Origin of the sequence: Skermania sp. ID1734, assembly GCF_007489285.1 — a bacterium.
Classification (GTDB): Bacteria; Actinomycetota; Actinomycetes; order Mycobacteriales; family Mycobacteriaceae; genus ID1734.
Map to the genome: position 1 here is coordinate 83,699 of NZ_VLIY01000011.1, position 24,545 is coordinate 108,243.

The following is a 24,545-nucleotide window of genomic DNA, read 5'->3' on the forward strand; positions in this document are numbered from 1 at the left end:
CCGAGCGCCGGATACTGGTGTCCGAAATGGCAAGATGGCGCACGTGATCGAAGGATTTTCGCGCTCGGCATTGGCCCGGTGCGTGCGAGACGTGGCCGAGTTCCTCAATGACGAGGGCTGGGGTCAACCCCCGCAGCTCTATGCGCTGGTACCCACCGAGGACCTCGTGGCCGCTGAACCGTCGTTGCTCGACGAGCTGTCCGACGGTGCGGTGCTCACCCCGATCGCCCAAGAGGCATTGCCGTCCGACATCGACGGCGGCTCCCCCGCCCTCGACGAATTCCTGGCCACCACCAGCTGGCCCGAAGCGGTCGCGGGCTGCCTGCTCGCGCAGGAGATCGTCGTACTGCCGCCCGACGCTGAAGCCGACCTCGACGACGCGCTGGGTCCGCTGTTGTCGGACCGGGATGCCGCAGACGCGGCCGCCCGCGACGCGGCGCACGCCCATCCAGGCCGACGAAGCGCCCGTCTCTTCGCCGCCGCGCTACGCGACGGGACGACGCTGAGCATGCTGCAACTCAAGCCGCAGGACGACGACGAGGACGAGATCGAGTTGCGCACCTATCCCGATCTGGCAACCAACGTCCTCGACGCGCTCTACGCGACCCTGGACTAGCTGCAGCTCGGGACCGGCCGACCCGACCGCAGCGCTTCCAACGATCCGACGGCGTCGCTGAGGGCGTCGACCTTGATCAGCTGTAGCCCGTCGGGAGTTTCCTGTCGCGCCTCATCGCAGTTCTTGTCGGGAACCAGGAAAACAGTGGCACCGGCCGATCGCGCGGCCGCCATTTTGTACTGGATACCGCCGATGGGACCGACCGTGCCATCGTCGTCGATCGTTCCGGTGCCGGCGATGAATTTGCCGCCGGAAAGCTCGCCGGGGGTGAGCTTGTCGATAACCGCGAGGCTGAACATCAACCCGGCAGAGGGACCGCCGACGTCGGCCAGGTTGAAGTCGACGGAGAACGGCGCCTGCGGCTTCTGCTCGGGACTGATACCGAGGTAGCCCTTGTCGGGCGCGTCCGGCCGGGCGCCCAGCTTGATGACCGCAGTGGACTCGCTGCCGCCGCGGCGGTACTGAATGGTCACGTCGGAGCCGGGTTTGACCGCGGCAACAACATCCTGCACCTCGCGGACGGTGTGCACCGGCTTGCCGTTGATACTGATCAGCTCGTCGCCTTGGCGAAGCGCATCCTTGGCCGGGCCGTCCTTGGAGACCTCGTCTACCACCAGAATGGTTGGGAACTTCAAATACTGCAGCGCCGCGAGTTCGGCGCTGTTTTCGGACTGCTTGAATTCGGCGGCGTTCGATTGCTCGATCTCTTGCCTGGTGCGATCCGGCGGGTAAATTTCCGAGCGCGGGACCAGGCCCTGTTGGCCACTCGCCCACAGGGCCATCGCCTCGAAGATATTGAGGCCGTCCCGAACGGACACCGTGGTCATATTGAGGTGCCCCGAGGTCGGGTCGACCGGTGCCCCGTGGATGTCGACCACCTGCTTGCCGTCGACCACACCGAGGGTGTTGTAGGTGGGGCCGGGACCGAGCGACGCGTACGGGACTGTGAGGACACTGCCGAGGACACCGAGCGCGATGACCGGCACCAACGCCACGAGCAGGGTCACGATCCGTCGATTCACTCGGTCAGGGTAACTGTGAGCTTGCAGCACGGAACGCAACGAGGCCCAGAACCGACCGTTCACTCCGGAGGTGGCGGCCGAGCGAGCATCGCAGCGCGGAACGCGCGAGGAGCGGAACGAGGCCAGAACCGACCGTTCACTCCGGAGGTGGCGGCCGAGCGAGCATCGCAGCGCGGAACGCGCGAGGAGCGGAACGAGGCCAGAACCGACCGTTCACTCCGGAGGTGGCGGCCGAGCGAGCATCGCAGCGCGGAACGCGCGAGGAGCGGAACGAGGCCAGAACCGACCGTTCACTCCGGAGGTGGCGGCCGAGCGAGCATCGCAGCGCGGAACGCGCGAGGAGCGGAACGAGGCCAGAACCGACCGTTCACTCCTCTCAGCGTGACTACTCAGTCGTGTCCTCCTTGTACCGTTGAAGTATGAGTGACCTACCCTTCGGGTTCTCCAACCGCGACGACGATCCGGACCGCGACAAGGACCGCCGCGGTGGTGAGGGCGGTCAACCGGGTAACCCGTTCGGTTTCAGCATGGAAGGCTTCGACCCGGCGGCGCTGGGTGCGATGCTGACGCAATTCGGACAAATGCTCAGCGGCATGGGCTCCTCGATGGCGTCGGGGAACCCGTCGAGCGGCCCGGTCAATTACGACGTCGCCAAACAACTTGCCCGCCAAACCCTGGGCGCGAGCGTCACGCCGGTTTCGGCTGGCGCTGCCAGCGCAGTTTCCGACGCCGCGCACCTCGCCGAGGTCTGGCTCGACGGCGCGACCACGCTGCCAGCCGGCGCGACGAAAGCGGCCGCGTGGACGCCCAATGATTGGATAGAAGAGACGCTGGATACCTGGAAGCGTCTGTGTGATCCGGTGGCACAACAGATTTCGGGGATGTGGACCGCATCGCTTCCGCCCGAGGCCCAGCAGTTCGCGGGCCCGCTCATGGGCATGCTCACCCAGATGGGCGGATATGCGTTCGGCTCACAACTGGGTCAGGCGCTCGGCCATCTGTCGAAGGAGGTTCTCACCTCCACCGACATCGGCCTTCCCCTCGGCTCGGCTGGCACCGCGGCTCTGCTGCCGGGGGCCATCTCGAAGTTCAGCGAGGGTCTGGAACAACCCGAGCGCGAGGTCGTGGTCTTTCTGGCGGCGCGCGAGGCGGCGCATCAACGGCTCTTCAGCCACGTGCCGTGGTTGCGTCAGCGCGTGCTCGGCACAGTCGAGGAGTATGCCCGCGGGATCAGGCTGGACATGTCCGCGATGGAAGAGATCGCCCAGGGGATCGACCCGATGGCGCTGTCCGACCCGTCGAAGCTCGAGGAAATCCTTTCCCAAGGGGCGTTCGAACCACAGACCACGCCGGAGCAGAAGGCTGCGCTGGAGCGGTTGGAGTCGTTGCTCGCGTTGATCGAGGGCTGGGTGGAGACGGTCGTGGCCGACGCCCTCGGCGACAGGCTACCCGGAGTTGCGGCACTCAGCGAGACGCTGCGCCGCCGACACGCGACCGGCGGGCCCGCCGAGCAGACCTTTGCCACGCTCGTCGGCCTGGAACTGCGACCACGCAAGGTTCGCGAGGCAGCGACGCTGTGGCGCCGACTCACCGAAAGCGCCGGTATCGAGAAGCGCGACGAGGTGTGGGCGCACCCGGACCTCATGCCCGACAGTGCTGACCTGGACAACCCAGCCGGTTTCATCGACCGCATCATCGGTGGCGACACCGCCATGTTCGATGACCCGATCGCCGCCTTGAAGGAAACCGAAGCGCGCGAGCGTGAGCAGCGCGAGCGGGGCGAGTCCTAGCAGCTCACAATGTGGCGTTGGGCGGCACCACGTGTCGCCAGCCATCTGGGTCCGCAGCGCGGCCCTGCTGAATGGCCACCAGTTCCTTATGCAGCGCATCGGTCACCGGGCCGACCTGACCGCCGTTGATGTCGAAGTCACCCTCGCCGTCGCGAACGCGGCCCACCGGTGACACCACCGCAGCCGTCCCGCAAGCGAACACCTCGGTGATGATGCCTTCGGCGCATTCGCGCCGCCACTGATCGACGGAGATCTCTTCCTCGCTGGTGCGCCAGCCATGCTTTTCGGCCAGCGCGAGCAGCGCGCTGCGCGTGATGCCCGGCAACACCACATCAGAGGTCGGCGGCGTGACCACCTGCGCGTCGGCGCCGCTGCCGCGCACGAAGAAAAGGTTCATGCCGCCGAGTTCGTGCACCCACTTGTGCTCGGCCGAGTCCGTCCACACCACCTGATCGCAGCCCTGCTCGGCGGCGAGCTGCTGGACGAGATACGTGGGCGCATAGTTGCCGGCGATCTTCACTCCACCGGTGCCACCGGGCATGGCGCGCGAGTACTCCCGGCTGACCCAGACGGTCAACGCGTTGAGCTGCGCCGCGAAGAACCGCTGCGTGACGAAGGCGATGAGCAGGAACCGGTACTCGCGGGCGGGTCGCAGCGCCAAATGCGCTTCCGAGGCGTACAGCACCGGCCGCAGGTACAAGCTCAACGATTCGTCGTGCGGCAGTTGGTCCGCGTCCGCGGCGGTCAGTGCTTCGCATGCTCGAACGAAAATTTCCACCGGCAGTTCGGGCATGCTCATCCGTCGCGCCGAACGCTGGAAACGCAGGGCATGTTCCGCTGGCCGAAACAGCGCGATGGAGTCATCCACTCCTCGATGCGCCTTGAGGCCCTCGAAAACCACCTGGCCGTAATGCAACCCGACCATTCCGGGGTCCATCGGAATCTCGCGTCGCGGACCCATCTGCAGGTCGTGCCAACCTTGGTCGAGGGACCAGTCGGCCGTGATCATGTGGTCGGTGAACGCGGCGCCGAACTCGTACTTCTGCGACATGCCCGTCACACCATCGGCGCGAAGAAGTAGGTGTCGCGGCGCGCAAAGGCGCCGCCGTCGGTGACGCGGAAGAAGTCGGCGAACCGCAGCGACACCTCCGAGCCATCGTGCAAGACACCGGCGAAACTACCCTGGACCGCGACGTCGCCGCCGTTGCCGATCACCGACGTCACGGTGTGGCGGCCTTGCTTGATCACGCGCTGGCCCCCGTAGAACCGCTCGAGTGCCGCATGTCCGATGAATGGGTCATAACCAGGGCGCTGATACTCCGCATCGGGGGCGAACATATTGACAACTCCCTCGACGTCACCCGCGTCGACGCGCTCGTAATATTCCCGAACCCGCGCAATGCTCGAGTCAGTGTCTGCCATACGGCTCATCCTTCCCCTCTGCTCGCCGTCAGCGTAAACCTGGTGGCCGACACGGTGCGTCAGCCTGCGCGTGGACGAGACCCGATGGTTACGCGCCGTGTGCGAGGCTAAACCCATGTCCGGTGACACCGAGGTTTCCGACACGCCCGAGGCCCTCGATCCGGCGTTCATTCACACGGCGGCCAATCGGATATCCGCCTACGTCTACGGCAACATCCTCGTTCTCGCGGCGCTGACTCCGTTGGTGAGCCGGTCGGACAGTCCCGTAGAAGGGCTCCTGATCGTTGCCGGCACGGCATTTTCGACCTTTCTCGCGCACTTGTTCGCCGATGCAGTCGGGGACAACATTCGCAGCGAACGGGAGAGTCTGCCCGCACTACTTCGCAATTCGCTGCCCATTCTCAGTTCGGCCGCCGGACCACTGCTGATGCTGGCCATCGCCGCTGCAGGCTGGCTGGCTGGAAATGCATACCGCCGTTCTCACTGCCGAGATCTACGCGGTCGTCCGCATCGCGGCGATCAGCTTCGTCATCACCCGGCTTCGGGGCGAGCGGCCGTCGGGGGTGACGCTCGTCGGCGCCATCGGTCTGGCGGTGCTTGCCGTTCTGGTGGTGGCCATCAAGCTTGTCCTGACACATTGATCCTGTGCATAACCACCGAGCCTGTGGATAACTGCGGATTTCGGACCGTGTTCGGCACACCTGACATCGCATACTGCTGCCATGCCACTGTCCGCTCCCTCGAGCAACGAATCCGACGTAAACACCGGCGGTAACCTGCGACTCGATCCGCGCTTGCCGATCTTGCTGCGCCGCGACGGCCGCGTGCAGTTGGGCTGGGATCCCGAACGCTGCCGTGCACTGCGACCGCCCGCCGGCGTGGAGCCAGAAACCCTGGTCGAGGTGCTCGAACTGCTCGACGGGCAACACTCGCGACCGACCATCGTCTGGCGGGCCGTCGAGTGCGGCATCGCTCCGGCAGACATCTCAGCCATCCTTGCGGAATTGTGTGAGGCGGGGATAGTCACGCAAACGCCGTGGCTGCCGCCCGTGGTGCGATCGATCCGGGTGCACGGCCGCGGCCCGGTGACCGAGACGCTGTGGACCGCTCTTCGAGCACAGGGCGTCGACACGCGGCGGTCGACGAAACTTCCCGCGGACCTCGACATGTCGCGGTGGCGTACCGACCTGGTGGTGCTCGCCGACGACCTGGTGCCGGATCCGCGGCTCGTGACCGCCCTTGTCGCGAACGCGATTCCGCACCTGCAGGTCCGGATCAGGGACGGACGCGGAATTGTGGGGCCGTTTGTCGTGCCGGGTGAGACGAGTTGTCTGCGCTGCGCGGACTTGGCGCGATGCGGTGTCGATCGGGAGTGGCCCAATCTGTCGGCTCAACTCCTGGGTCGGGTCGGCGCCGGCCCGGCATCGGCGGTTCTGGCTACCAGCGCGGTAGCCCTTGCCCAGGTGGAGTCGGTGATCACCGCCCAACCGTGCGACGTGCCGGCCAGCGTGAACGCGACCATCGAAATCGATCTCGAGGCTCCGGCGATCCGGATTCGGCCCTGGGTGCCGCACCGATTGTGTGACTGCTGGCAACCGCTGGGCGAAGCTGTGAATTAGCAAGGACATTCGCGGCCTACTTGGGCGAGACTGGCGATTCGTCAGCCATGATGGTCACGTGACCGACATTCCCCGCAAACGGTCCACACGTAATGCAAAGCTGGCCAGCATCCCGTTGGGAATGGCTGGCCGAGCCGCTGTGGGCCTGGGCCGCAGACTCGCCGGCGGCGACCGCACGGAGATCAACGCCGAACTGAGCCAGCGGGCCGCCGAGCAACTCTTCACCGTGCTCGGCGAGCTCAAGGGTGGCGCGATGAAGCTCGGCCAAGCGCTCAGCGTCATGGAGGCGGCTATTCCGGACGAATATGCCGAACCGTATCGGGAAGCGCTGACGAAACTGCAGGCCGACGCACCACCCATGCCGGCGCCGACCGTGCACCGCGTTCTCGACCAGCAACTCGGCACGAAGTGGCGCGAGCGGTTTTCCTCGTTCGACGACTCTCCGACCGCATCGGCGAGCATCGGCCAGGTGCACCGCGCAGTGTGGGCCGACGGCCGAGACGTGGCGGTCAAAGTGCAGTATCCCGGTGCAGACGAGGCGCTGCGTGCGGACCTGAAAACCCTGTCGCGCTTTGCGGCCATGTTCGCGTCGGTCATCCCCGGCGCCGACGTCAAGCCCATCCTCGCCGAGTTGGTGGCGCGCACCGAGGAAGAACTCGACTACCGGATCGAGGCCGACAACCAGCGCGCATTCGCCAAGGTCTTCGATGGTGACACCGAGATTTACGTGCCCAAGGTTGTCGCAAGCTCGCCGAAAGTGATTGTGTCGGAATGGATGACCGCCACTCCCCTGGCTACGATCATCGCCCGCGGGAGCAAACAGCAGCGCGACACGGTGGGCGCGCAGTTGGCGCAGTTCCACTTCTCGGCCCCCGCCCGCGTCGGCCTGCTGCACTGCGACCCGCATCCCGGCAACTTCATGGTGCTCGACGACGGTCGGCTTGGCGTCATCGACTTCGGCGCCTGCGCGCCCATGCCGAACGGGCTGCCACCGGAAATGGGACGGATGGTCAAGCTCACCGTCGAGGATCGCTTCGAGGAACTGACCGAGCTGCTGCACGAGAACAACTTCGTGCTGCCGGGCCGGACGGTGACGCATCAGGAGATCGACGACTACCTGCGCCCCTTCACCGATCCGATCAGGAACGAGTCGTTCCACTTCACCCGGGCCTGGCTGCAGAAGACGGCGGGCAGCGCTGCAGACTTCAACGGCGCCCAGTTCCGCACCGGGCGCTCGCTGAATCTGCCGCCGGAATATCTGATGATCTTCCGGGTCCTTTTGGGTTCGGTCGGGATTTTGGCGCAGTTGGATGCGGAAGCGCCCTATATGCGCATCGCCCGGGAGTGGTTGCCCGGATTGCGCTGAACCCCACAGCAAGTCACCCGCCGTTTGTCGTCGCACTGGGGTCGATCGACCGCAGTGCGTCGACAACTAGCGGGTGACTTCGCGAAGTGGCGTTAGGCGCAGACCTTCCGGGGGCGTCCCCGCGGACGCTTGCGGGCGATGACGACGCCCTGATCGAAGATCTCACCGCCCCAGACACCCCACGGCTCAGCGCGATCCAGCGCGGCACGCAGGCAGCGCTGCCTGATTGGGCACTGCGCGCAGAGCGCCTTGGCGTGTTCCAGGTCGGCGGGGCTGTCGGCGAACCACAGGTCCGGATCATCGGATCGGCACGGCAATGTCACGCGGATCGTCGCGGATGACACGTCGTTCTCCTTAGTGTTCGGTTCTGTTGGCGATTTCTGTGGCTTTGCGCGAACCGAATTCGTGGCGACCGGTTGGTCGACGAGACAAAAATGGCCACGATTCGCGTTGCGCGACCCGTGGCCAGTTGTTCGAAACTGCTACCGAAGCTTGTCTCGGTACAGATTCCTGGGCACGGGTCCGGGAAGTGCATCCCGGTGGCGATGAACGGTTGCGCCGGCTGCTGTCAGCCACGTAGCTCGTCGAGCCGGTGCTTGCGCAGCGTCGAGTTCGCATGCCGCGGCGGCCGGAACTGCGGACAGACGCCCGCCCACCATCGAGACACCCTCGTGGATCTTCATTTCTCGGCCACCTCCTCAGGCGTTCACAACCTTGAATGCCCGCGCCGACCGCGGGCCCGTCAACCAGGGTAGGCAACCGGACCGATCCGGCACAACCTATTTTCTAGCTGCGGATTTGCCGGCTCGAGAGGACACGACGCGCAAGACGTCGGGGCCGAACCGCTCGAGCTTCTTGGCGCCGATGCCCGGAATAGCGACGAGCGCACGGTCGTCGAGCGGCTGCTGTTCGGCGATGGCGGTCAAGGTGTTGTCGCTGAAGACCACGAACGCCGGCACTTCCAGCTCCCGTGACTTCTCCAGTCGCCACGCCTTCAACGCGTCGAGCAGTTCGACATCGATGTTGGACGGGCACCCTTCACAGCGGCCGAGCATCGTGGCCGTCGATCCCTGCAGCGATTTGCCGCAGACCCGGCAGGCCGGTCGTCGCCGTTCACGCGTGCTCGGGGCAGCGGTGCGGGACGCCGGTGAGTTTTCCGGCACCAGGCCGTTGAGAAAGCGGGACCGGCGCCGAGTGCGCCGGCCGCCCTCCGTGCGGGACAAGCCCCAGGACAGCTGCAAATGCTTACGCGCACGGGTGATCCCGACATAGAGAAGTCGTCGCTCTTCCTCGAGCCCGGCCTCGTCCGCAACGGCACCGCCGTCGCCCAGCACGTGCGCAATGGGCAGCGTGCCATCACACAGTCCGACCAGAAACACCGCGTCCCACTCGAGTCCCTTCGCGGCGTGCAGCGACGCGAGCGTCACCCCGGCGACCGTGGGTGGATGGCGGGCCTCGGCGCGCGTGGCGAATTCGCGTAGCAGCCCGTCGAGATCGAGCGAGTCCTCGGTGTCGACGAGTTCCTCGGTCAGTTGGACCAGCGCGACCAGCGAGGACCACCGTTCACGGGCCTGCGCGCCGCTCGGCTCGGTCGCCGTGAGACCAACGGGCGCGAGCACCGCCTTCACGAGCCGGACGAGTTCAGCACCGCACCGCGATTCCTCGGGAAGGTCGTCTCGGGCCGCTGCCTGCCGCAGGGCCTGCACCGCTTGCCGAATCTCCGGTCGGACGAAGAACGCTTCCCCGCCCCGGATCTGATACGGAATACCGAGCTCGGTCAGGGCCTGCTCGTGCACCTCGGATTGCGCGTTGATCCGGTACAGCACCGCGATCTCGGCGGCGGACACGCCGGAATCAATGAGCTTGCGGATCGCGCGCGCGACACCGGCCGCCTCGGCCGGCTCGTCGTCGTACTCGGCAAAAGCCGGTTCAGGTCCGGGCGGTTGCTGGCCGATGAGTTGCAGCCGGGTGCCGGCGATTCGACCCCGTGCCGCGCCGATAGTGCGGTTGGCGAGCGAGACGACCTCCGGGGTCGACCGATAGTCGCGCTCCAGACGCACCACCACCGCATCAGGGAATCGGCGGGAGAAGTCCAGCAGGAATTTGGGTGTCGCGCCGGTGAACGAGTAGATGGTCTGGTTGGCGTCACCGACGACGGTGAGATCGTCGCGTGCCCCCAGCCACGCGTCGAGCAGTCGTTGCTGCAGCGGAGTCACGTCCTGGTACTCGTCTACGACGAAGCAGCGATAGCGGTCCCGAAACTCCTCGGCCACCGCGACGTTGTCTTCTAGGGCGGCGGCGGTGTGCAGAAGCAGATCATCGAAGTCGAGCAGCATGATCTCGCCGCGCACCTTCAACGACTCGTATCCGGCGTAGACGGCGGCGACCTTCTCGGCATCGGCCGGCGGTTCACGGCGGGCTTTCGCGGCGGCGCGCGGATAGTCCTCCGGCGCAATGAGACTCGCCTTGGCCCACTCGATCTCGCCGGCATAGTCGCGCACGTTCTCGGTGGAAGTGGCCAGCCCGACCCGGCCCGCCGCGTTCGCCACGACGCCGAACTTGCGGTCGAGCAGTTGCCATTCGGTGTTGCCGACCACCTGCGGCCAGAAGTAGCGCAACTGCCGCAGCGCCGCCGCGTGGAACGTGCGGGCCTGAACCTGGGCGGCCGCGCCGGCCAGGCCCATCCCGCGCAACCGATCCCGCATCTCCCCCGCCGCGCGGGCAGTGAACGTCACCGCGAGGACCTGACTCGGCGCCACATGACCGGTGGCGATCAGCCGGGCGATGCGGTGCGTGATGGTGCGGGTCTTGCCCGTACCGGCCCCGGCGAGCACGCACACCGGACCGCGCGGAGCCAGCACGGCGGCTGACTGCTCGGGGTCCAGACCGGTGACGGTGCCGTCGGTACGCATGCCAGCCATCATTGCAGCGACCACCGACACCGATGGCAGTCAGTTGTCGCGCAACCCTCGCAAGGCGTCGACGAAGGCGCCGGTACCGCCGGCCAACCGGCCGAAGAATTCCCGGTCACACGCCTCGACGACGGCGATTGCGCGATTCGCCACGGCCACCCCCTCGTCCGTCGGGACCAGCGCTTTCGCCCGCCGGTCGGTGGGATGCTCGCGCCGCTGCAGCAGGCCCTTGTGCTCGAGCGTGCGCAGTACCTGCGAAGTCATCATCGGATCGGTCGCGGCATGATCGGCCAACTCGCGCTGCGAGATCGTGCCGCCAGCGCCCACCAGCCAGGTCAGCGACGCCAACAGCACGAACTGCACGTGGGTGAGGTCCAGCGGCGCGAGCGCGGCACGCTGCGCGGCCTGCCACCGATTGGTCACCTGCCACAACAACAGGCCGGGGCTTTCGTCCGGATGCTCGAACGTCGTAGCGAGGCGTTCAGCCACCAGTTACGCCCATCGCTTCGGCGATCACCGCATAGTCGTGCGGACTGAGCTCGAGCAAACCCCTGCGCAACACAATTCCCCAGTTGGGCTGGGCGGTGAGGTCGAGCACGTCGCGAAGTTTCGCGATGGGAAGCTCCTGCGCGTCGCGGCGGTAGGTCACCGGGCGGCGCCACGGCTTGAAGCAGCCCTCGTCGGCCTCCCAGGCATCGCCCTCGTCGATGGTTCCGATGGCGGTGAAGGATTGCACGGGTTCGCCGTCGCGCATCCGTTCGCGCGGCGAGTAATAGACGAGCTTGTCACCCGGGCGCATTCGGGCAACCGCCGCTCGCTTGCCGTGGTTGGCCTGTGCGAAGCCGGCTTCGACACCCCGGCGGACGTGTTCGCGAGAGACGACGCCGAGCCAGTATCTGGTCATCGTCGCACCTCGACTCGCTCGGCTGCGGCGGCCAGGTTCTGCAAATCCGCTCCCAGGGTCGCGGCGATGCCGGCGCCCATCAACCGCTTCCACAACCAACCGAGGGGACCGGTGATGCGGACCTTGACTGTGATCTCGACTCCTTCCGGGACGGAGGTCACCCGGTGGTCGAAAGTGAGGTCGGCAAGGATCAGTCGGGACACGTCGACAAACCGTTCGCCCGGGACCAGCTGCGCAACCGTGAACTTCACCGCCGGCGCACCTTTGGGCTTGAGCCGTCCCGTTGCACCGCTCTCGAACGGGCCGTCGAGACGCACCCATTCGGTGTCGGAGTTCCATTCCGGCCACGTGGCCATGTCGGCCCATTTTTCGAAGAACGCCGCCGCTGGAGCGGTGGAGGTGATTTGTGCTGAAGCAATGGTCGTCATGCATTTAGTATGCGCGCTTACTATATGCCCGTCAACAGTGGGAACAATTTTTGCCGGACGTGCTGTTATATCTGCCGTGACTGCTACCGAACCCGCATTGACGATGTACTCGACCACCTGGTGCGGCTACTGCCGCCGCCTCAAGACACAGCTCGATGAGGCCGGGATCAGCTACGTCGTCGTGGACATCGAGAAGGATCCGGCGGCGGCCGAATTCGTCGGCAAAGTCAACGGCGGCAACCATGTGGTTCCCACGGTCAAGTTCGCCGACGGAACCACGGCCACGAACCCCTCGCTGAGCACGGTCAAGCGAGCGCTCGGGCTGTAGTTCTACCGCGAGAGCTCTACTGCGGGCCGAACTCGAGTTGGCCGAGATTGAGCTGCCAGGAGACGCCGAACCGGTCGTTGATCCAGCCGAACTTCTCGCTGAACCCGTACGAGCCCAGCGGCATCAGGGCCTCTCCACGTTCCGACAGCGCGGCATAGAGGCGGTCGATCTCGGCCTCATCAGCGCAATCGACATACAGCGACATCGACGGCGTGAAGCTGAATGCATGATGGACCGCGCTGTCGATGCACATGTATTGCTGGCCCGCGAGCTTGAACCTCGAGTGCTTGATCGTTCCTTCCGTACCGGCCTCGCCGGGACCATAGCGCGCCACCGCGAGCACCTCGCCGTCATCGAACAGCGACGTGTAGAAGTTCATCGCGGGCTCGGCGTTGCCCTCGAACATCAGGAACGTGGTGATCTTCTGGTCGGTCATGGTCACTCCTAAGTCATCGCCCAGGACGCCACGATTCCCCGTGCGATCGAAATCGACCCGGGAAGCAGCAGGCGCGCCGGTTGTTCATCGGCCTGACGTTTTGCCGTCCAATCGCCCCGCTCGAGGGCCTCGCGGATTTCGGTCCTGGTGAACCAGTGTGCCTCGGCGATCTCGCCGTCGGCGAAGCGCAGCGGCTGATCCGGATCCGCTACGGCGCTGAAGCCGATCATGACCGAACGCGGGAACGGCCATGGCTGGCTGCCCAGATACGTCACCTCGCGCACGTCAAGTCCCACTTCTTCGCGGATTTCGCGAACTACGCAGTGCTCCAACGACTCTCCGGCCTCCACGAAGCCGGCCAGGATCGAGAACATGGTTTCCGGCCACGCGTGCTGACGCGCAAGCAGCGCACGATCACCGCCGTCGTGTACCAGGCAGATGATCGCCGGATCGGTGCGCGGGAACTCTTCGTGACCGGTGGCCTCGCTGATACGCGACCAACCACCCTTGGCGGGCCGGGTGGGGCTGCCGTCGAGGGCGCTGAAGCCTGCGGACGCATGCCAGTTCAACAGCGCGACTGCTGTGGTGACCAAGCCAGCGCTGGCGTCATCGAGTTTTGCGCCGACCATCCGCAGGTCCCCCGCGCGGCCCTCGAGCTCACTGCGCACCGCCCACACATGCCGGCCGTCGACAATCCCGAGAAAGATTGCCTCTTCGGGCGGTTCGGCGGCAAAGTCCGCCGCCTTGTCGAGGACCAGTTCGGCGCCGTCGAGTCGCACCTGACCGCGCTCTGTGACACGCAACAGCAGCGCTGCGGACCAGCCCTCCTTCAGCGCGCGCGCGTCGGCACGCAGTTCCTCGGCGCGGTCGAGGGTGGAGCGGGACAACAGCGGGATCTCCCGAAGCGCGAAAGTGGACACCCTTCGACCCTAGCCATCACGCGTGGACGCGGCGGATGTAGAGCAGCTTGTCTCCGGATTCGACGGCATCGACCTCCGGCTCGCCGACCCGGACCAGTCGACCGTCGCGAACCACCCCGAGCACGATGTCGCGCAGGTGCCGCGGCGAGCCGCCGATCTCGTCCGGCTCAACATCGCGCTCGGCCACGGCGAAGCCGGCTTCCGGGGTGAGCAGGTCCTCGACCATCTCGACCACCCGCGGCGTCGAGGTCGCGATACCGAGCAGGCGCCCGGCGGTCTCCGACGAGACGACGACCGAGTCGGCTCCCGACTGCCTGAGCAAGTGAATGTTCTCCGCCTCCCGAATTGCCGCGACGATTTTGGCGTTCGGCGCGATCTCGCGGGCGGTCAAGGTCACCAGCACCGCCGTGTCGTCACGACTGGTGGCGATGATGATCGAAGCGGCGTGCTGTGCCCCAGCCAGCCGGAGCACCTCACTTTTGGTGGCGGAGCCAAGGACGGTCACCAACCCCATGCCAGCCGCGGCTTCGAGCTCCGTCGCATCGGTATCGACGACGACGATGTCGGCGGGCTGCATGCCATCACCGAGCATGGTGTTGATGGCGGTGCGGCCCTTTGTGCCGAAGCCGACGACCACGGTGTGATTGCGCACTCTGCGCCTCCATTGCTGAATTCTGAATGCCTGGCGAGACCGTTCGGTGAGCACCGCAAGTGTTGTGCCGACGAGCAAGATGAGGAAGAAGATTCGCAGCGGCGTGATGAGCACGGTGGTGAGTAGTCGCGCCCCCGGGGTTACCGGGGTGATGTCGCCGTAGCCCGTGGTGGTCAGCGAAACCGTTGCGTAGTAGAGGCAGTCCAAGAACGACAGCGGGTTCTCTTGAACGTCGCGGTATCCGTCCCGGTCGAGGTAGACGATGCCGGCCGCCAGGAACAGCAGCACGAGGGCGAGCAGCATGCGACGGGTGATCGCCGACCATGGGCTCGTTTGATTCTCGGGAATCCGCAACATTCCGACGAGCGCGAAATCAGGCCGTTCGGTGAGGATTTCGGGATTGCGCAGAAACCTTCTAGCCGCCACCGGTGCTTCCTTTGCAGTCGCGCCCACGGACCCGCGCCTATCGGACATCGCCCGGGCAGCCTAACCGGGCGCGGTCACGGCTGTCCCGCCGACTCGATGAGTCGCTCGAGCTCGGCCAATCCCGGCAGCTTCGCGGGTGCGACCGTCGCGCCAGTCCGCACGTAATGAAATGCTGCGCGTACTCGCTGACAGACATCGCTTTCCGGTTCGCCGGTGCGTGCTGCGACGAGCCGGGCCCACGCCAGCCGGTACACCGCCAGTTGGATGGCCACGGCGTCCTGGTTCGCGCCCGTGGGCTCGGCCCCGGTCTTCCAGTCGACCACGGTCCAGCCGCCGTCCGGGTCGGCGAACACCGCATCCATCCGTCCGCGCACCACGGTTGCGGCGATGGTCGTTTCGAAGGGCACCTCGACGTCGATCGGAGTCCGGTCAGCCCATTTCGACGCCAGAAAGGACTCCTGCAGCGCTGCCAGGTCGTCGTCGACCCGGTCGGGACCGTCGACGCCGCCCGGCAAATCGTCGAGGTCCAGCAGTCGGGTGGAGCCGAAGCGGCGCTCTACCCAGGCGTGGAAGGCAGTACCGCGGCGGGCGAGGGTGTCCGGCGGGTATGGCACCGGTCTGCGCAGCAACGACGCCAGCCGAGCCGGGTTCGCGCGAAGTTCGACGAGCTGCGTTGCGGCGAGTTCCGCGGGCAGTTCCACGTCCAGCCCACGGTCTTCCGCGCTGGCGTGCTCGGCCAGCAACGCGTCGACGTCGGCAGCCCAGCCCTCGGGATCCTCGTCGGCCGGCATGGGGTCGGCCATCGCCGCGCGTACCGCCGCCGCACCCGCTTGGACCGCTGCCCGACGCGACCCGAGCGGGTCCGCGGGCCACTGGGCCGTGACCGGCGACTGGGTGAGCGGATTGACGGCGCCGTCGGCGGGCGCGGGTGCCCAAACGTCGATGCGGCCGAGCGGTGCGTCCGACGCCTCGAGCGCCGCGCGCAGTTCGGCGAGAAACGGCGAAGGCCCCTTCGGACCGGACCCTGTTTCAGCCCAGTGATGGCCCGAAACATACAGTGCTCGTTCTGTTCTGGTAACAGCAACGTAGAACAGCCGGCGGTCCTCATCGAGCTTGCGCTGCTTCAGGGCGGCCTTGTGCCGGTTGATTTCATCCTCGAGTTCACCGCGGTCGGCGAGGCTGTCGAGTTTCAGTTCCGGGATACCCTCCCCCGATTCGCCCGGTTGCACCCGGTCACCCCGCAGCGACGGCGGTAACTCGCCGAGTGCGCCCAACCAGGTCCCGGACGCGGTCGTGGACGGGAAGACGCCGGTGACCACGTGCGGGACCGCGACGACCTCCCATTCGAGTCCCTTCGCCGCGTGCACGGTGAGCACTTGCACCCGATCGGGTGCGACCTCGACCTCGCCCGGTTCCAGGCCGTCCTCGACCTGTTGCGCCGCGTCGAGAAAAGCCAGCAGACCCCCGACCGTGGCACCGGCGTCGGCGGCGAACCCTGCTACCACCTCTGCAAAAGCGTCCAGGTGTTCGCGGCCCGCGCCACCGCTGCCCGTCCGCTGACGGGCTTGGGTCTCGATGCCGATTCCGATGGTCCGGTCGATATCGGCGACAAGTTCGGGCAGCGGCTGACCGAGCCTTTCCCGCAGCGCGGCGAGTTCCTTGCCGAGAGCGGTGATGCGTTCGTATCCCGCAGCCGAATACCTTTCGGCCGGACCTGGATCCGCTATCGCGTCGGCCAAACCGGCCTGCTCGGATGGCTCTACGGGCAATGTCCGCGCCAGCGCCGCGGCCAGCGCTTGCGCATCTGCGATGTCCGAATTCGTCACCGCGTGTCGGATGGATAGCTCGCCGGCGCGCAGATGCAGGGCGCGGATATCGGCGAGTCCGAGTTGCCAGCGCGCCCCGGTCAAGACGCGAACGGCGGCCGACCCGCTTGCGGGTTCGGCGGCCAGTCGAAGCATGGCAACCAGATCAGCAACCTCAGGGGTGCTCAGCAAACCGCCGAGGCCCACGATCTCCACTGGCAAGCCGTGCGCGCGCAAAACCTCGGCGATGGGCGCCGCATCGGCGTTGCGACGGATGAGTACCGCCGCGGTCGGCGGCTTGTCTGACGCGGCCGCATAGGCATCGGCGATCCGCTGGGCTACCCATTCGCGCTCTTCCACAACGGTTTCCGTGAGCGCCAGCATGACGTCGCCGTCGCGCGCGTCGGGTCGTGGGCGCAGCGGGTCGACCGGAACACCCTTGTGGCGCAGTGGTTCTGCAATAACGTTCGCCAGCGTCAGCGCCTGCGGGGGATTGCGCCAGCTAGTCAGCAGCGGCAGGATGTCGGCCGGTTTGCGGGCCGACTGCGGGAAGTCGGTCGCGAAGCGTGGCAGGTTCGCGGCCGAAGCTCCGCGCCAACCGTAGATCGACTGCATTGGATCACCAACGGCCGTCACGGTGAAGTCGCGTTGCCGGCGCACGCCACCGAACAGGGCCGACAGCAGCACCCGTTGGGCATGACCGGTGTCTTGGTACTCATCGAGCAAGACGAGCCGGAATCGTTCTCGCTCCGCGACACCTACCTCGGGATGCTCCGCGGCGAGCCGCGCCGCCAACGACATCTGGCTGCCGAAGTCGAGCGCGCCGCGCTCGCGCAGACGCTCCTGCAACCGTGCCACCAGCGGCAGCAGCATCGCTCGCTCGCGCTGAGTGTCGATGATATTCAACAGGTCTCGGGTGGGGCCTTGGCGCTTGCCGGGCCCGGGCGGCAGGGACATCACCAGCTTTTCCAACTCGGTGTGGGCCTCGACGAGTTGCTCGGGCTCCACCAGGTGCTCGGCGAGTTGCCCGGACAGGGCGAGCACCGCGTCGGTGATGGTGGTCGGTACGCGTTCGGTGTCGAGATCCCCGTCCCAGCTCGAGACGACCTGAAATGCCAACTGCCACAACTGCGTTTCACCGAGGACCGTGGCGGTAGGTTCGACCGGCAGCAGCAGGCCATGTTCGCCCAGGAGCCGGCCGGCATAGGCGTGATAGGTGCTCACCTCCGGCGCGGAGTTGGTGATCGTCTCGCGCAGTTCACCAGAAGTATCCAGTTCTCGCAGCAACGGTGAACCGGCCAGCCGGGCGAGCCGGCTGCGAATGCGCGCGCCCAACTGCTGCGCCGCCTTGCGCGTGAACGTCAAGCCGAGCACCTGATCGGGCAGCACCAACCGGTTGGCGACCATCCAAATGACGCGGGCCGCCATGGTTTCGGTCTTGCCCGCACCGGCACCGGCGACGACGAGGTTCGGTCCGGGCGGCGCGGCGATGACCGCCTCCTGCTCGGCCGTGGGCGCGGGTAGGCCGAGGGCGTGCGCCAGATTCGCTGGACTGACCGTGCTCATTCGCCGCTCACCTGCCGTCCGGAATCGTTGGCCGGGCAGCTACCTGCCACCGGGCAATGCCGACAGCCGTCGTTGACGATGGCTAGGTAGCGCGGGCCGACGCTGGCCGCGGCAGCCTCCTGGATTGTGGCACGCCACTGATCGAGACCCTCGTCGTCGAGCGGTGACTGCTGGCGTTGCGTCGCGCCGTCCGAGCGATGTGCCTTAGCCACGTACACCAGCCGCCCACCACCGGGCGCCGCCGCATCCTCGCCATCGATTCCGCCGACCGCCGCCGCGAGCTGGTAGGTGGCAAGTTGGGCATGGTCCTGCGCGGCCTGCTTGGTGAGGAGATTCTTGCCCGTCTTGATGTCCACGATCACTGTTCGCCCATCCGGGTCGCGTTCGAGCCGGTCGATGCGGCCCTTCACGCGGGCGGCGGGTTCGTCGTCTCCGCGGCCCGGGACAGTGAAGTCGACGTCGACTTCGACCGCGGCCTGGGTGAGCTCCGTGCGGGTGCTGGCCAACCACGCGGTGAAGTTGGCGACCATCGCCTCCGCCCGGCGCCGCTCCTGCGCGTTGTGCCAGCCATTGCCGAGTCCTAAGCCTTCCCATGCATTTTCAAGCTCTCGTTGCACCACGCTCGCGGGCACCTGGCAGGCCAGCGCCTGCACCAGAGCGTGCACGAGCGTGCCCTTGATGGCATGGAAGTTCGACTGATCCGCGCCGCCATGCCGCTCGAGCGCCCAGCGCAACGGACACGCTCGCAGCAGTTCGACGGTCGAGGGCGACAAGCGCACCGGATCATCGCCTGGTTGCCACATCGGCGCTGCAGTGCTGGGTTCAACGAGCCCGTACCACTCGTCCGGATGCGCGCCGCGCACACCCGCCTGGGCGAGTCGCGCCAGCTGACGAGCGGCACGTGCGCGCTCGTCCTCGGGGGCCGATGGATCGCACACCACGCCACGCAATTCGGCGACCAGGGCGGGCAACGCGAGCGAGCGCTGTGGCTTGCCTTGCCCGGCAGCGCAATTCACCTCGATGCCGAGCTCGTCCAAGAATCGCGAGGGGACGAGTTCTTGCTCGCCGCCGGTCGATTCCACCGCGGTGACCAGTAGGGAGCGTCGCGCTCGGCTGCAGGCGACCAGCAACAGCCGTCGCTCTTCGGCCAGCAGCGGCGCCGTCCGGCTCAGTGGCTGCACGTCCGGGTCGACACCGGCAACCATGTCGACGAGTTCCTCCACCCGCAGCAGGCTGCCGCGCGGACGGACGCTGGGCCACAATCCCTCCTGCACCCCCGCCACCGCCACCACGTCCCATTCCCGGCCGGTGGCCGCGTGTGCCGTGATGATCACCACGGCCTCGCCGGTCTCGCCGCGACGGGTGGGCCGGTTCAGTTGCTGGTGGGAGATGTAGTCGAGGAACCCCGCTAATCCTGCGCGGGCGACCCGGCCGGCGTAGGCCGCGGCGGCGTCGAACAGTGCGACGGCCGCGTCCAGGTCACGGTCCGCCTGCGCGCCCGCCGAGCCGCCGCGGGCGGATGCCGCCGTCCAGCGGCGCTCCAAACGCGAACTCTGCCAGGTAATCCACAACACTTCCTCGAGCCCGCGGTCTGCGGCCACGGCATTGCGCGCCTGGGCGAGGACCTTCAGGACCCGGCGCAGCGGAGCCGCCTCCACGTCGGTGAGTCCATCGAGAACGCCGTTCCCTTCGTCGCCCAGGATCACATCGCGCAGCACGTCGGCGGTGGCGCGCTCACGGCCCGCAGCAAGGTCGACCCGCCGGATGCCCCGTCGTAACCGCCGCAGGCTCAATGGATCTGCGCCGCCGAGCGGACCAGCCAACAGTGCCAGCGCGTCATCAGCACTGAACTGTTCGGTCAGGGCGCGCAGCACCAGCAACATCCAGGCCGCACCGCGCTGCTGCGCCAACGGCAGCTCCGACGCCGCCGTCGTGACCGGGATTCCCGCCGCGACAAGACCGCGGCGCAGGGCCGACACCGAGGCTGGCAACGATCGAACGATCACCGCCATCCGCGACCACGCGATTCCGTCCTCGAGGTGCGCCCGCCGCAGATAGTCGGCGATGCCCGCGGCCTGCTTGGGCACCGAGGCGAACACCCGCGCATCCGCTCGTCCACCAGGCTCGCTCGCCTGCGCACCGCGATGCGGGTAGCTACCGGGGAGTCGTCGGGCAATCGCACCGGCGACCTCCGAAACCCTCTGCCCAGCGCGATGATTGATCCGCAGGACGACTTGGTGGTTCGCGTCCAGCCCGGTGAGAAACTCGGCGCTGGCACCGCGAAACGAGTACACGGCCTGATCAGGGTCACCGGCGACCACCGTGCGCGCCGTACCGGAACCGATGAGCCGGACCAGTCGCGCAGCCTGCGGATCGAGGTGCTGCGCGTCATCGACGTAGAGGTAGCGGATGCGCGCTCGCTCGCGGGCCAGCAACTCGCCGTCCGCGGCAAATGCGGCCAACGCCGCACCCACGAGTTCCGCCGCGTCCAGCGCAGGAGCCGTCGCACCCGGAGCCTCCGCACCCACCGACCAACGCAACAACATGGCCTGCTCGTACCGCGCCGCGAACTTCCCGACCGCCACCCATTCCGGACGATTCCGCTTGCGCCCCAACCGGACCAGGTCCTCGGGGTCCAGCCCGCGCTCGGCCGCGCGCAACATCACATCGCGCACCTCGGCGGCAAAACCCGCCAATCCCAACGCCGGACGCAGCCGTTCCGGCCAGCCAGCACCCCCCGAATCGTCGAGCTCACCGCGCAGCATTTCGCGCAGCACCGCATCCTGTTCCGCGCCGGTCAGCAACCGCGGCGGCGGGTTGCCGTGGTCGGCCGCGTGCAACCGCAAGACCGCGAAAGCGTAGGAGTGCAGCGTCCGAACCAGCGGCTGGCGAGTGGCGCCGGGAACGCCTCCGGCCCCGAGCAGCCCGGTTGAGACCGCTCCCCGCACCTCGCCGGCCGCGCGACGCGATTGGGTGAGCACCAGCACCGACTCCGGGTCCACGCCGCCCGCGATGTTGGCAACGGCCAGGTCGGTCAGCAGCGCGGTCTTGCCGGTACCCGGGCCGCCCAGCACCCGCCACGGGTACCAGCCCGGCGGGCTCGCGGCAGCATCGAACAACTCGCGAACATCCGCCGGCCACTCCCGCAGCTGCGGCGGCTGGGGCGCGCGACCGATCATCCGCATGGTCCGGTCTCCTCCCGTCGTCGTCGCGGTTGTACCCACGCCCTGATTGCAGCAGAACCCACCGACAAGAAAGACTCGTCACCGTGGTCAACGCACATGTTTACCGTCACGGCCCTGCTGACGCACCGGCGGTGCTGGCTCTGCACGGACTCACCGGACACGGCCGACGCTGGGCGCACTTGGCCGAGCAGCACCTGCCCGACCTGCGGATTCTCGCGCCCGACCTGCGCGGCCACGGCCGGGCACCGTGGACGCCGCCATGGAACTTCGAGCACATTGTCGATGACCTGGTCGCGCTGCTCGACGAGGAGGCGACCGGGCCCATCGTCGTGATGGGGCACTCGTTTGGCGGTGCGGTGGCACTGCATCTGGCGCATCGACACCCCGAACGGGTGCGGAGTCTGCTGTTGCTCGATCCGGCGATCGCGCTGCCCGCCGAACCGGTGCTGCAGGCCGCGACCGACGCGGTGGCTTTTCCCGACTATGCCGACGTCGCCGAGGCCCGCATGCAGAAACAGCACGAAGCGTGGGGCGAACTCGCTCCCGAACTGCTCGAGGCCGAGATCGCCGAGCACCTGATTCCCTTGTCGGACGAGCGGGTCGGCTGGCGGATCAGTGTGCCGGCGATCGGTGCCTACTATGGCGAACTCGCGCGCGACCTGGTACTTCCTGACGTGCCCACCATCCTGGTACAGGCGATGAAAGTGCAGCCCGCCTACGTCCGGCCCGAGGTGCGCGCCGCGCTGGCCGGTCATCTCGGCGGAAAGTTCCGCGCAGTGGAACTCGACTGCGACCACATGGTCTCGATGGCGCGGCCGGTCGAGGTCGCTGGGTTGCTCCGCGAACTGCTCTGATGGCCGCGACCACTGAGGCGCAGGTCGAGCGGGTCCGGGAGTTGGTCGCCGCGATTCCGCCGGGCCGGGTAGTCACCTACGGGGACATCGCCGCCGCAGCGGGCCTGTCCAGTCCGCGCACCGTCGGCTGGATCATGCGCACGGATTCCGCCGATCTGCCGTGGCACCGGGTGATCAGCGCCTCCGGTAAGCCCGCCCCGCATCTCGCCCAGCGGCAACTGCGGTTGCTGGCCGCCGAGGGCGTGCCGATCGTCGACGGACGCGTCGATCTGCGGGCAACCCGCTGGCTGCAATGATTCTGTGCCACGATTAGCCGATGCGCGCCGATGCGATAGTTCTCGCCGGAGGCCGGGCCAGCCGGATGGGCGGGGTGGACAAGCCGAACGTCGTCGTGGGCGGTCGCACCATGCTGCGCGCCGCGCTCGATGCCGTCGGCGGTTGCGAACGGGTGGTGGTGGTCGGGCCGCATCGGGCCGAGCTCGACGCGAAATACCTGCAGACGCAGGAGGTTCCGGCGGGGGCGGGTCCAGTGTCCGCGATCCTGGCCGCGTCGAAAGTACTGGGCTCCGACGGCCCCGAACACGTCGTCGTGCTGGCCGCGGACCTGCCCTTCCTCGACTCCGCCGCCCTCGATCAACTGTTCACTCATTGTCAAGATCATTGCCTGGACGCGGTTTTCGCGGTCGACGATGCCGGGCGTCCGCAATATCTGGTCGGGGTGTGGCGCCGCAAGGCTCTGTTCGACCGTATCGACGGCCTTGAATCGGCGGAGAACCAGCCGATGCGGGTGCTCGTTCCCGAAGCTACCGACACTGTTCCGATTACCGGGACCGCCGACTGCGACACTGCGGCCGACGTGGCGCGCGCCAACCAAGCCGTCGCACTGGATCTTGCGTCGGCCCGGGAAGTACTGCGCACCAACATCACTGCATTGCCGCCACGACCGCGCTCGCTTAGCGACGCCATTGGTGCCGCCTTGGCCGAACCGGTTGTCGCAGCCGACGCCATGCCCCGCTTCGACGTTTCCGCCATGGACGGTTACGCCGTTGCCGGCGAGGGCCCGTGGACAGTTCGCGCGGACGTTGGCTATGCCGGCGGTGCCCGGCCGCAAGGAATGGAACCGGGAGAGGCCGTCCGGATCGCCACCGGTGCCCACATTCCGGAGGGGGCGTCAGCAGTACTCCGAGATGAATTCGTCAAGCGCGATGGCGATACTCTGCGGCGTTTGCCGGACGCGCCCGACCGTGACGACATCCGGCGGCGCGGATCCGAGCTGGAACTAGGCGCGCAAGTGGCGCAACCGAATACGCGCGTCGACGCCGCGCTGGTGTCGACCGCGGCCAGCGTCGAGGTAACCACGGCCACCGTGCGCGGACCCGTACACGCGCACGTGGTGCTGACCGGTGACGAGATCCGCCGCGACGGACCGCTCCGTCCCGGTCAGACCCGAGACTCCCTTGGGCCGGTGCTTCCCGATTTCTTGCGCCAGTGTGGAATTCGGACGGAAACGACCGCACATTTGCGCGATACGCCGCACGGCTTCGATGACGTACTCACTGGACCGCAGGGATCGGAGTTGCTCGTCATCGTCGGGGCGACGGGCGGCGGCGCGGCCGATCAACTGCGTGCGGCGCTGAGCCGCTGCGGTGCTCGACTCCTCGTGCAGCGCTTACGGTGTCGCCCCGGCGGGTCGACGGTGGTAGCCGAACTCACCGACGGACGGATCGTGCTCGGCCTTCCCGGCAACCCATTCGCTGCCGTCGCGGTTTTGTGTGCGCTCGCCCCGGCAATCGTCGAAGGGCTGACTCGTCGCGCGCCGGAACCGGCGCTCACCGGAGCGCTTCGCAATGCCGGCGACGTAGCCGCGCAGGTGAGCCGGTTCGCACCCGCCACGCTGCGCGAGGACGGGACCTGGATCGCCGCGGCCGACGTCCGAACCGCCCACCTGGGCAGCATGATCGGGGCCCGTGCCCTGGCAGTGGTGAACCCGGGCGCAAAAGACGGCGACCGCGTCGAATTGCTGCCGTTGCCGTGACGGCAAATGTAAAGATTTGTAAATCGGGAAAGAACTAGCCGTTTCGGAATGTTCACTCGGCGGCGATTCAAGCGCTGTCAGGTCCGCGGTCCGGCCCGGTTCCCCGAGCCTTTACCCAGGTAATCCGACATGTTTGTGCCGCGTGCCACAGGTGTGCGGTGACCACCGGATTTCTGCGTCCTCACCGCCGCGCCAGTGCGTGTGTGAGATGACGGTCGAAGGATTTTGGCCGCACCTGCCAGCCCCATACAGTCGGCGC

22 protein-coding genes are annotated in these 24,545 nt (G+C 67.2%); 9 read left to right on the top strand and 13 right to left on the bottom strand.

Going from position 1 to position 24,545, the window contains the following annotated elements; all coding sequences use genetic code 11:
* Positions 1-34 precede the first annotated feature (34 nt).
* Positions 35-616 carry a PPA1309 family protein gene (locus FOS14_RS14955; RefSeq protein WP_143771606.1) on the top strand — a complete coding sequence of 194 codons (582 nt, stop codon included), beginning with the start codon at positions 35-37 and terminating at the stop codon, positions 614-616.
* On the opposite strand, the gene FOS14_RS14960 is transcribed toward FOS14_RS14955, so the two are convergent.
* The gene (locus FOS14_RS14960) at positions 613-1,638 is read right to left on the bottom strand and encodes a PDZ domain-containing protein (RefSeq protein WP_185981785.1); all 1,026 of its coding nucleotides are present in this window, start codon (positions 1,636-1,638) and stop codon (positions 613-615) included. The genes FOS14_RS14955 and FOS14_RS14960 overlap by 4 nt on opposite strands.
* 419 nt (positions 1,639-2,057) lie before the next feature.
* Here FOS14_RS14960 and FOS14_RS14965 point away from each other — a divergent pair, with 419 nt between their 5' ends.
* Positions 2,058-3,428 carry a zinc-dependent metalloprotease gene (locus FOS14_RS14965; RefSeq protein WP_143771607.1) on the top strand — a complete coding sequence of 457 codons (1,371 nt, stop codon included), beginning with the start codon at positions 2,058-2,060 and terminating at the stop codon, positions 3,426-3,428.
* Positions 3,429-3,432: 4 nt separating this feature from the next.
* Here the strand turns inward: FOS14_RS14965 and FOS14_RS14970 are convergent, their stop codons facing one another.
* Together FOS14_RS14970 and FOS14_RS14975 are read right to left on the bottom strand one after the other, a co-directional pair.
* Entirely contained in the window at positions 3,433-4,479 is a 1,047-nt protein-coding gene (locus FOS14_RS14970; protein ID WP_143771608.1) for a branched-chain amino acid aminotransferase, read from the bottom strand.
* A 5-nt stretch (positions 4,480-4,484) separates the two neighbouring features.
* Positions 4,485-4,850: a nuclear transport factor 2 family protein gene (locus FOS14_RS14975; protein WP_143771609.1), complete on the bottom strand. Its 366-nt coding sequence runs from the start codon at positions 4,848-4,850 to the stop codon at positions 4,485-4,487.
* A 464-nt stretch (positions 4,851-5,314) separates the two neighbouring features.
* Here FOS14_RS14975 and FOS14_RS25250 point away from each other — a divergent pair, with 464 nt between their 5' ends.
* The 3 genes from FOS14_RS25250 to FOS14_RS14990 all read left to right on the top strand — a co-directional run bounded on the left by FOS14_RS25250 (position 5,315) and on the right by FOS14_RS14990 (position 7,835).
* Positions 5,315-5,491: a hypothetical protein gene (locus tag FOS14_RS25250; RefSeq protein WP_255450347.1), complete on the top strand. Its 177-nt coding sequence runs from the start codon at positions 5,315-5,317 to the stop codon at positions 5,489-5,491.
* An 81-nt stretch (positions 5,492-5,572) separates the two neighbouring features.
* Positions 5,573-6,469 carry a hypothetical protein gene (locus tag FOS14_RS14985; protein ID WP_143771610.1) on the top strand — a complete coding sequence of 299 codons (897 nt, stop codon included), beginning with the start codon at positions 5,573-5,575 and terminating at the stop codon, positions 6,467-6,469.
* 58 nt (positions 6,470-6,527) lie between these two features.
* A complete protein-coding gene (locus tag FOS14_RS14990; protein WP_255450349.1) occupies positions 6,528-7,835 on the top strand; it encodes an AarF/ABC1/UbiB kinase family protein in 1,308 nt (435 codons plus the stop codon).
* A 92-nt stretch (positions 7,836-7,927) separates the two neighbouring features.
* Here FOS14_RS14990 and FOS14_RS14995 read toward each other — a convergent pair whose 3' ends face one another.
* The 5 genes from FOS14_RS14995 to FOS14_RS15015 form a co-directional block, all read right to left on the bottom strand.
* Complete coding sequence (locus tag FOS14_RS14995; RefSeq protein WP_143771611.1) at positions 7,928-8,179, bottom strand: WhiB family transcriptional regulator; 252 nt, start codon at positions 8,177-8,179, stop codon at positions 7,928-7,930.
* Between the two features lie 435 nt (positions 8,180-8,614).
* Positions 8,615-10,747, bottom strand: a complete 2,133-nt coding sequence (locus FOS14_RS15000) for an ATP-dependent DNA helicase UvrD2 (RefSeq protein WP_143771612.1) — start codon at positions 10,745-10,747, stop codon at positions 8,615-8,617.
* A gap of 39 nt (positions 10,748-10,786) precedes the next feature.
* Positions 10,787-11,236 (bottom strand): MarR family winged helix-turn-helix transcriptional regulator, encoded by a 450-nt coding sequence (locus FOS14_RS15005; RefSeq protein WP_143771613.1) that lies wholly within the window; start codon positions 11,234-11,236, stop codon positions 10,787-10,789.
* The gene (locus FOS14_RS15010) at positions 11,229-11,651 is read right to left on the bottom strand and encodes an EVE domain-containing protein (RefSeq protein WP_143771614.1); all 423 of its coding nucleotides are present in this window, start codon (positions 11,649-11,651) and stop codon (positions 11,229-11,231) included. Before FOS14_RS15010 ends, FOS14_RS15005 begins: the two co-directional genes overlap by 8 nt.
* Positions 11,648-12,079, bottom strand: coding sequence for an SRPBCC family protein (locus FOS14_RS15015; protein ID WP_143771615.1), 432 nt, complete (start codon positions 12,077-12,079; stop codon positions 11,648-11,650). Before FOS14_RS15015 ends, FOS14_RS15010 begins: the two co-directional genes overlap by 4 nt.
* Positions 12,080-12,155: 76 nt before the next feature.
* On the opposite strand from FOS14_RS15015, the gene FOS14_RS15020 reads away from it, so the two are divergent.
* Positions 12,156-12,407 (top strand): mycoredoxin, encoded by a 252-nt coding sequence (locus FOS14_RS15020; protein WP_143771616.1) that lies wholly within the window; start codon positions 12,156-12,158, stop codon positions 12,405-12,407.
* 16 nt (positions 12,408-12,423) lie between these two features.
* On the opposite strand, the gene FOS14_RS15025 is transcribed toward FOS14_RS15020, so the two are convergent.
* The 5 genes from FOS14_RS15025 to FOS14_RS15045 form a co-directional block, all read right to left on the bottom strand.
* Positions 12,424-12,843, bottom strand: a complete 420-nt coding sequence (locus FOS14_RS15025; RefSeq protein WP_143771617.1) for a VOC family protein — start codon at positions 12,841-12,843, stop codon at positions 12,424-12,426.
* 8 nt (positions 12,844-12,851) lie between these two features.
* Entirely contained in the window at positions 12,852-13,763 is a 912-nt protein-coding gene (gene nudC / locus FOS14_RS15030; RefSeq protein WP_143771618.1) for an NAD(+) diphosphatase, read from the bottom strand.
* Between the two features lie 16 nt (positions 13,764-13,779).
* Entirely contained in the window at positions 13,780-14,772 is a 993-nt protein-coding gene (locus FOS14_RS15035) for a TrkA family potassium uptake protein (RefSeq protein ID WP_255450365.1), read from the bottom strand.
* A gap of 143 nt (positions 14,773-14,915) precedes the next feature.
* Positions 14,916-18,212 (bottom strand): ATP-dependent helicase, encoded by a 3,297-nt coding sequence (locus FOS14_RS15040; RefSeq protein WP_143771620.1) that lies wholly within the window; start codon positions 18,210-18,212, stop codon positions 14,916-14,918.
* Positions 18,209-21,397 (bottom strand): ATP-dependent DNA helicase, encoded by a 3,189-nt coding sequence (locus tag FOS14_RS15045; protein WP_143771621.1) that lies wholly within the window; start codon positions 21,395-21,397, stop codon positions 18,209-18,211. Before FOS14_RS15045 ends, FOS14_RS15040 begins: the two co-directional genes overlap by 4 nt.
* Before the next feature lie 83 nt (positions 21,398-21,480).
* On the opposite strand from FOS14_RS15045, the gene FOS14_RS15050 reads away from it, so the two are divergent.
* From FOS14_RS15050 to FOS14_RS15060, 3 genes are read left to right on the top strand one after another with little or no spacing between them, the layout of a single operon-like run.
* Complete coding sequence (locus FOS14_RS15050) at positions 21,481-22,251, top strand: alpha/beta fold hydrolase (protein ID WP_143771622.1); 771 nt, start codon at positions 21,481-21,483, stop codon at positions 22,249-22,251.
* Entirely contained in the window at positions 22,251-22,547 is a 297-nt protein-coding gene (locus FOS14_RS15055) for an MGMT family protein (RefSeq protein WP_143771623.1), read from the top strand. Before FOS14_RS15050 ends, FOS14_RS15055 begins: the two co-directional genes overlap by 1 nt.
* Positions 22,548-22,567: 20 nt before the next feature.
* A complete protein-coding gene (locus FOS14_RS15060) occupies positions 22,568-24,286 on the top strand; it encodes an NTP transferase domain-containing protein (protein ID WP_143771624.1) in 1,719 nt (572 codons plus the stop codon).
* Positions 24,287-24,545 lie beyond the last annotated feature (259 nt).

What these genes read in the sequence shown, in the direction of transcription:
- FOS14_RS14955 (WP_143771606.1), top strand. Translation starts at nt 35, where the DNA reads ATGGCGCACGTGATCGAAGGATTTTCGCGCTCGGCATTGGCCCGGTGC.
- FOS14_RS14965 (WP_143771607.1), top strand. Translation starts at nt 2,058, where the DNA reads ATGAGTGACCTACCCTTCGGGTTCTCCAACCGCGACGACGATCCGGAC.
- FOS14_RS14970 (WP_143771608.1), bottom strand. Translation starts at nt 4,479, where the DNA reads ATGTCGCAGAAGTACGAGTTCGGCGCCGCGTTCACCGACCACATGATC.
- FOS14_RS14975 (WP_143771609.1), bottom strand. Translation starts at nt 4,850, where the DNA reads ATGGCAGACACTGACTCGAGCATTGCGCGGGTTCGGGAATATTACGAG.
- FOS14_RS25250 (WP_255450347.1), top strand. Translation starts at nt 5,315, where the DNA reads ATGCATACCGCCGTTCTCACTGCCGAGATCTACGCGGTCGTCCGCATC.
- FOS14_RS14985 (WP_143771610.1), top strand. Translation starts at nt 5,573, where the DNA reads ATGCCACTGTCCGCTCCCTCGAGCAACGAATCCGACGTAAACACCGGC.
- FOS14_RS15000 (WP_143771612.1), bottom strand. Translation starts at nt 10,747, where the DNA reads ATGCGTACCGACGGCACCGTCACCGGTCTGGACCCCGAGCAGTCAGCC.
- FOS14_RS15010 (WP_143771614.1), bottom strand. Translation starts at nt 11,651, where the DNA reads ATGACCAGATACTGGCTCGGCGTCGTCTCTCGCGAACACGTCCGCCGG.
- FOS14_RS15015 (WP_143771615.1), bottom strand. Translation starts at nt 12,079, where the DNA reads ATGACGACCATTGCTTCAGCACAAATCACCTCCACCGCTCCAGCGGCG.
- FOS14_RS15025 (WP_143771617.1), bottom strand. Translation starts at nt 12,843, where the DNA reads ATGACCGACCAGAAGATCACCACGTTCCTGATGTTCGAGGGCAACGCC.
- FOS14_RS15035 (WP_255450365.1), bottom strand. Translation starts at nt 14,772, where the DNA reads ATGTTGCGGATTCCCGAGAATCAAACGAGCCCATGGTCGGCGATCACC.
- FOS14_RS15040 (WP_143771620.1), bottom strand. Translation starts at nt 18,212, where the DNA reads ATGAGCACGGTCAGTCCAGCGAATCTGGCGCACGCCCTCGGCCTACCC.
- FOS14_RS15045 (WP_143771621.1), bottom strand. Translation starts at nt 21,397, where the DNA reads ATGCGGATGATCGGTCGCGCGCCCCAGCCGCCGCAGCTGCGGGAGTGG.
- FOS14_RS15055 (WP_143771623.1), top strand. Translation starts at nt 22,251, where the DNA reads ATGGCCGCGACCACTGAGGCGCAGGTCGAGCGGGTCCGGGAGTTGGTC.
- FOS14_RS15060 (WP_143771624.1), top strand. Translation starts at nt 22,568, where the DNA reads ATGCGCGCCGATGCGATAGTTCTCGCCGGAGGCCGGGCCAGCCGGATG.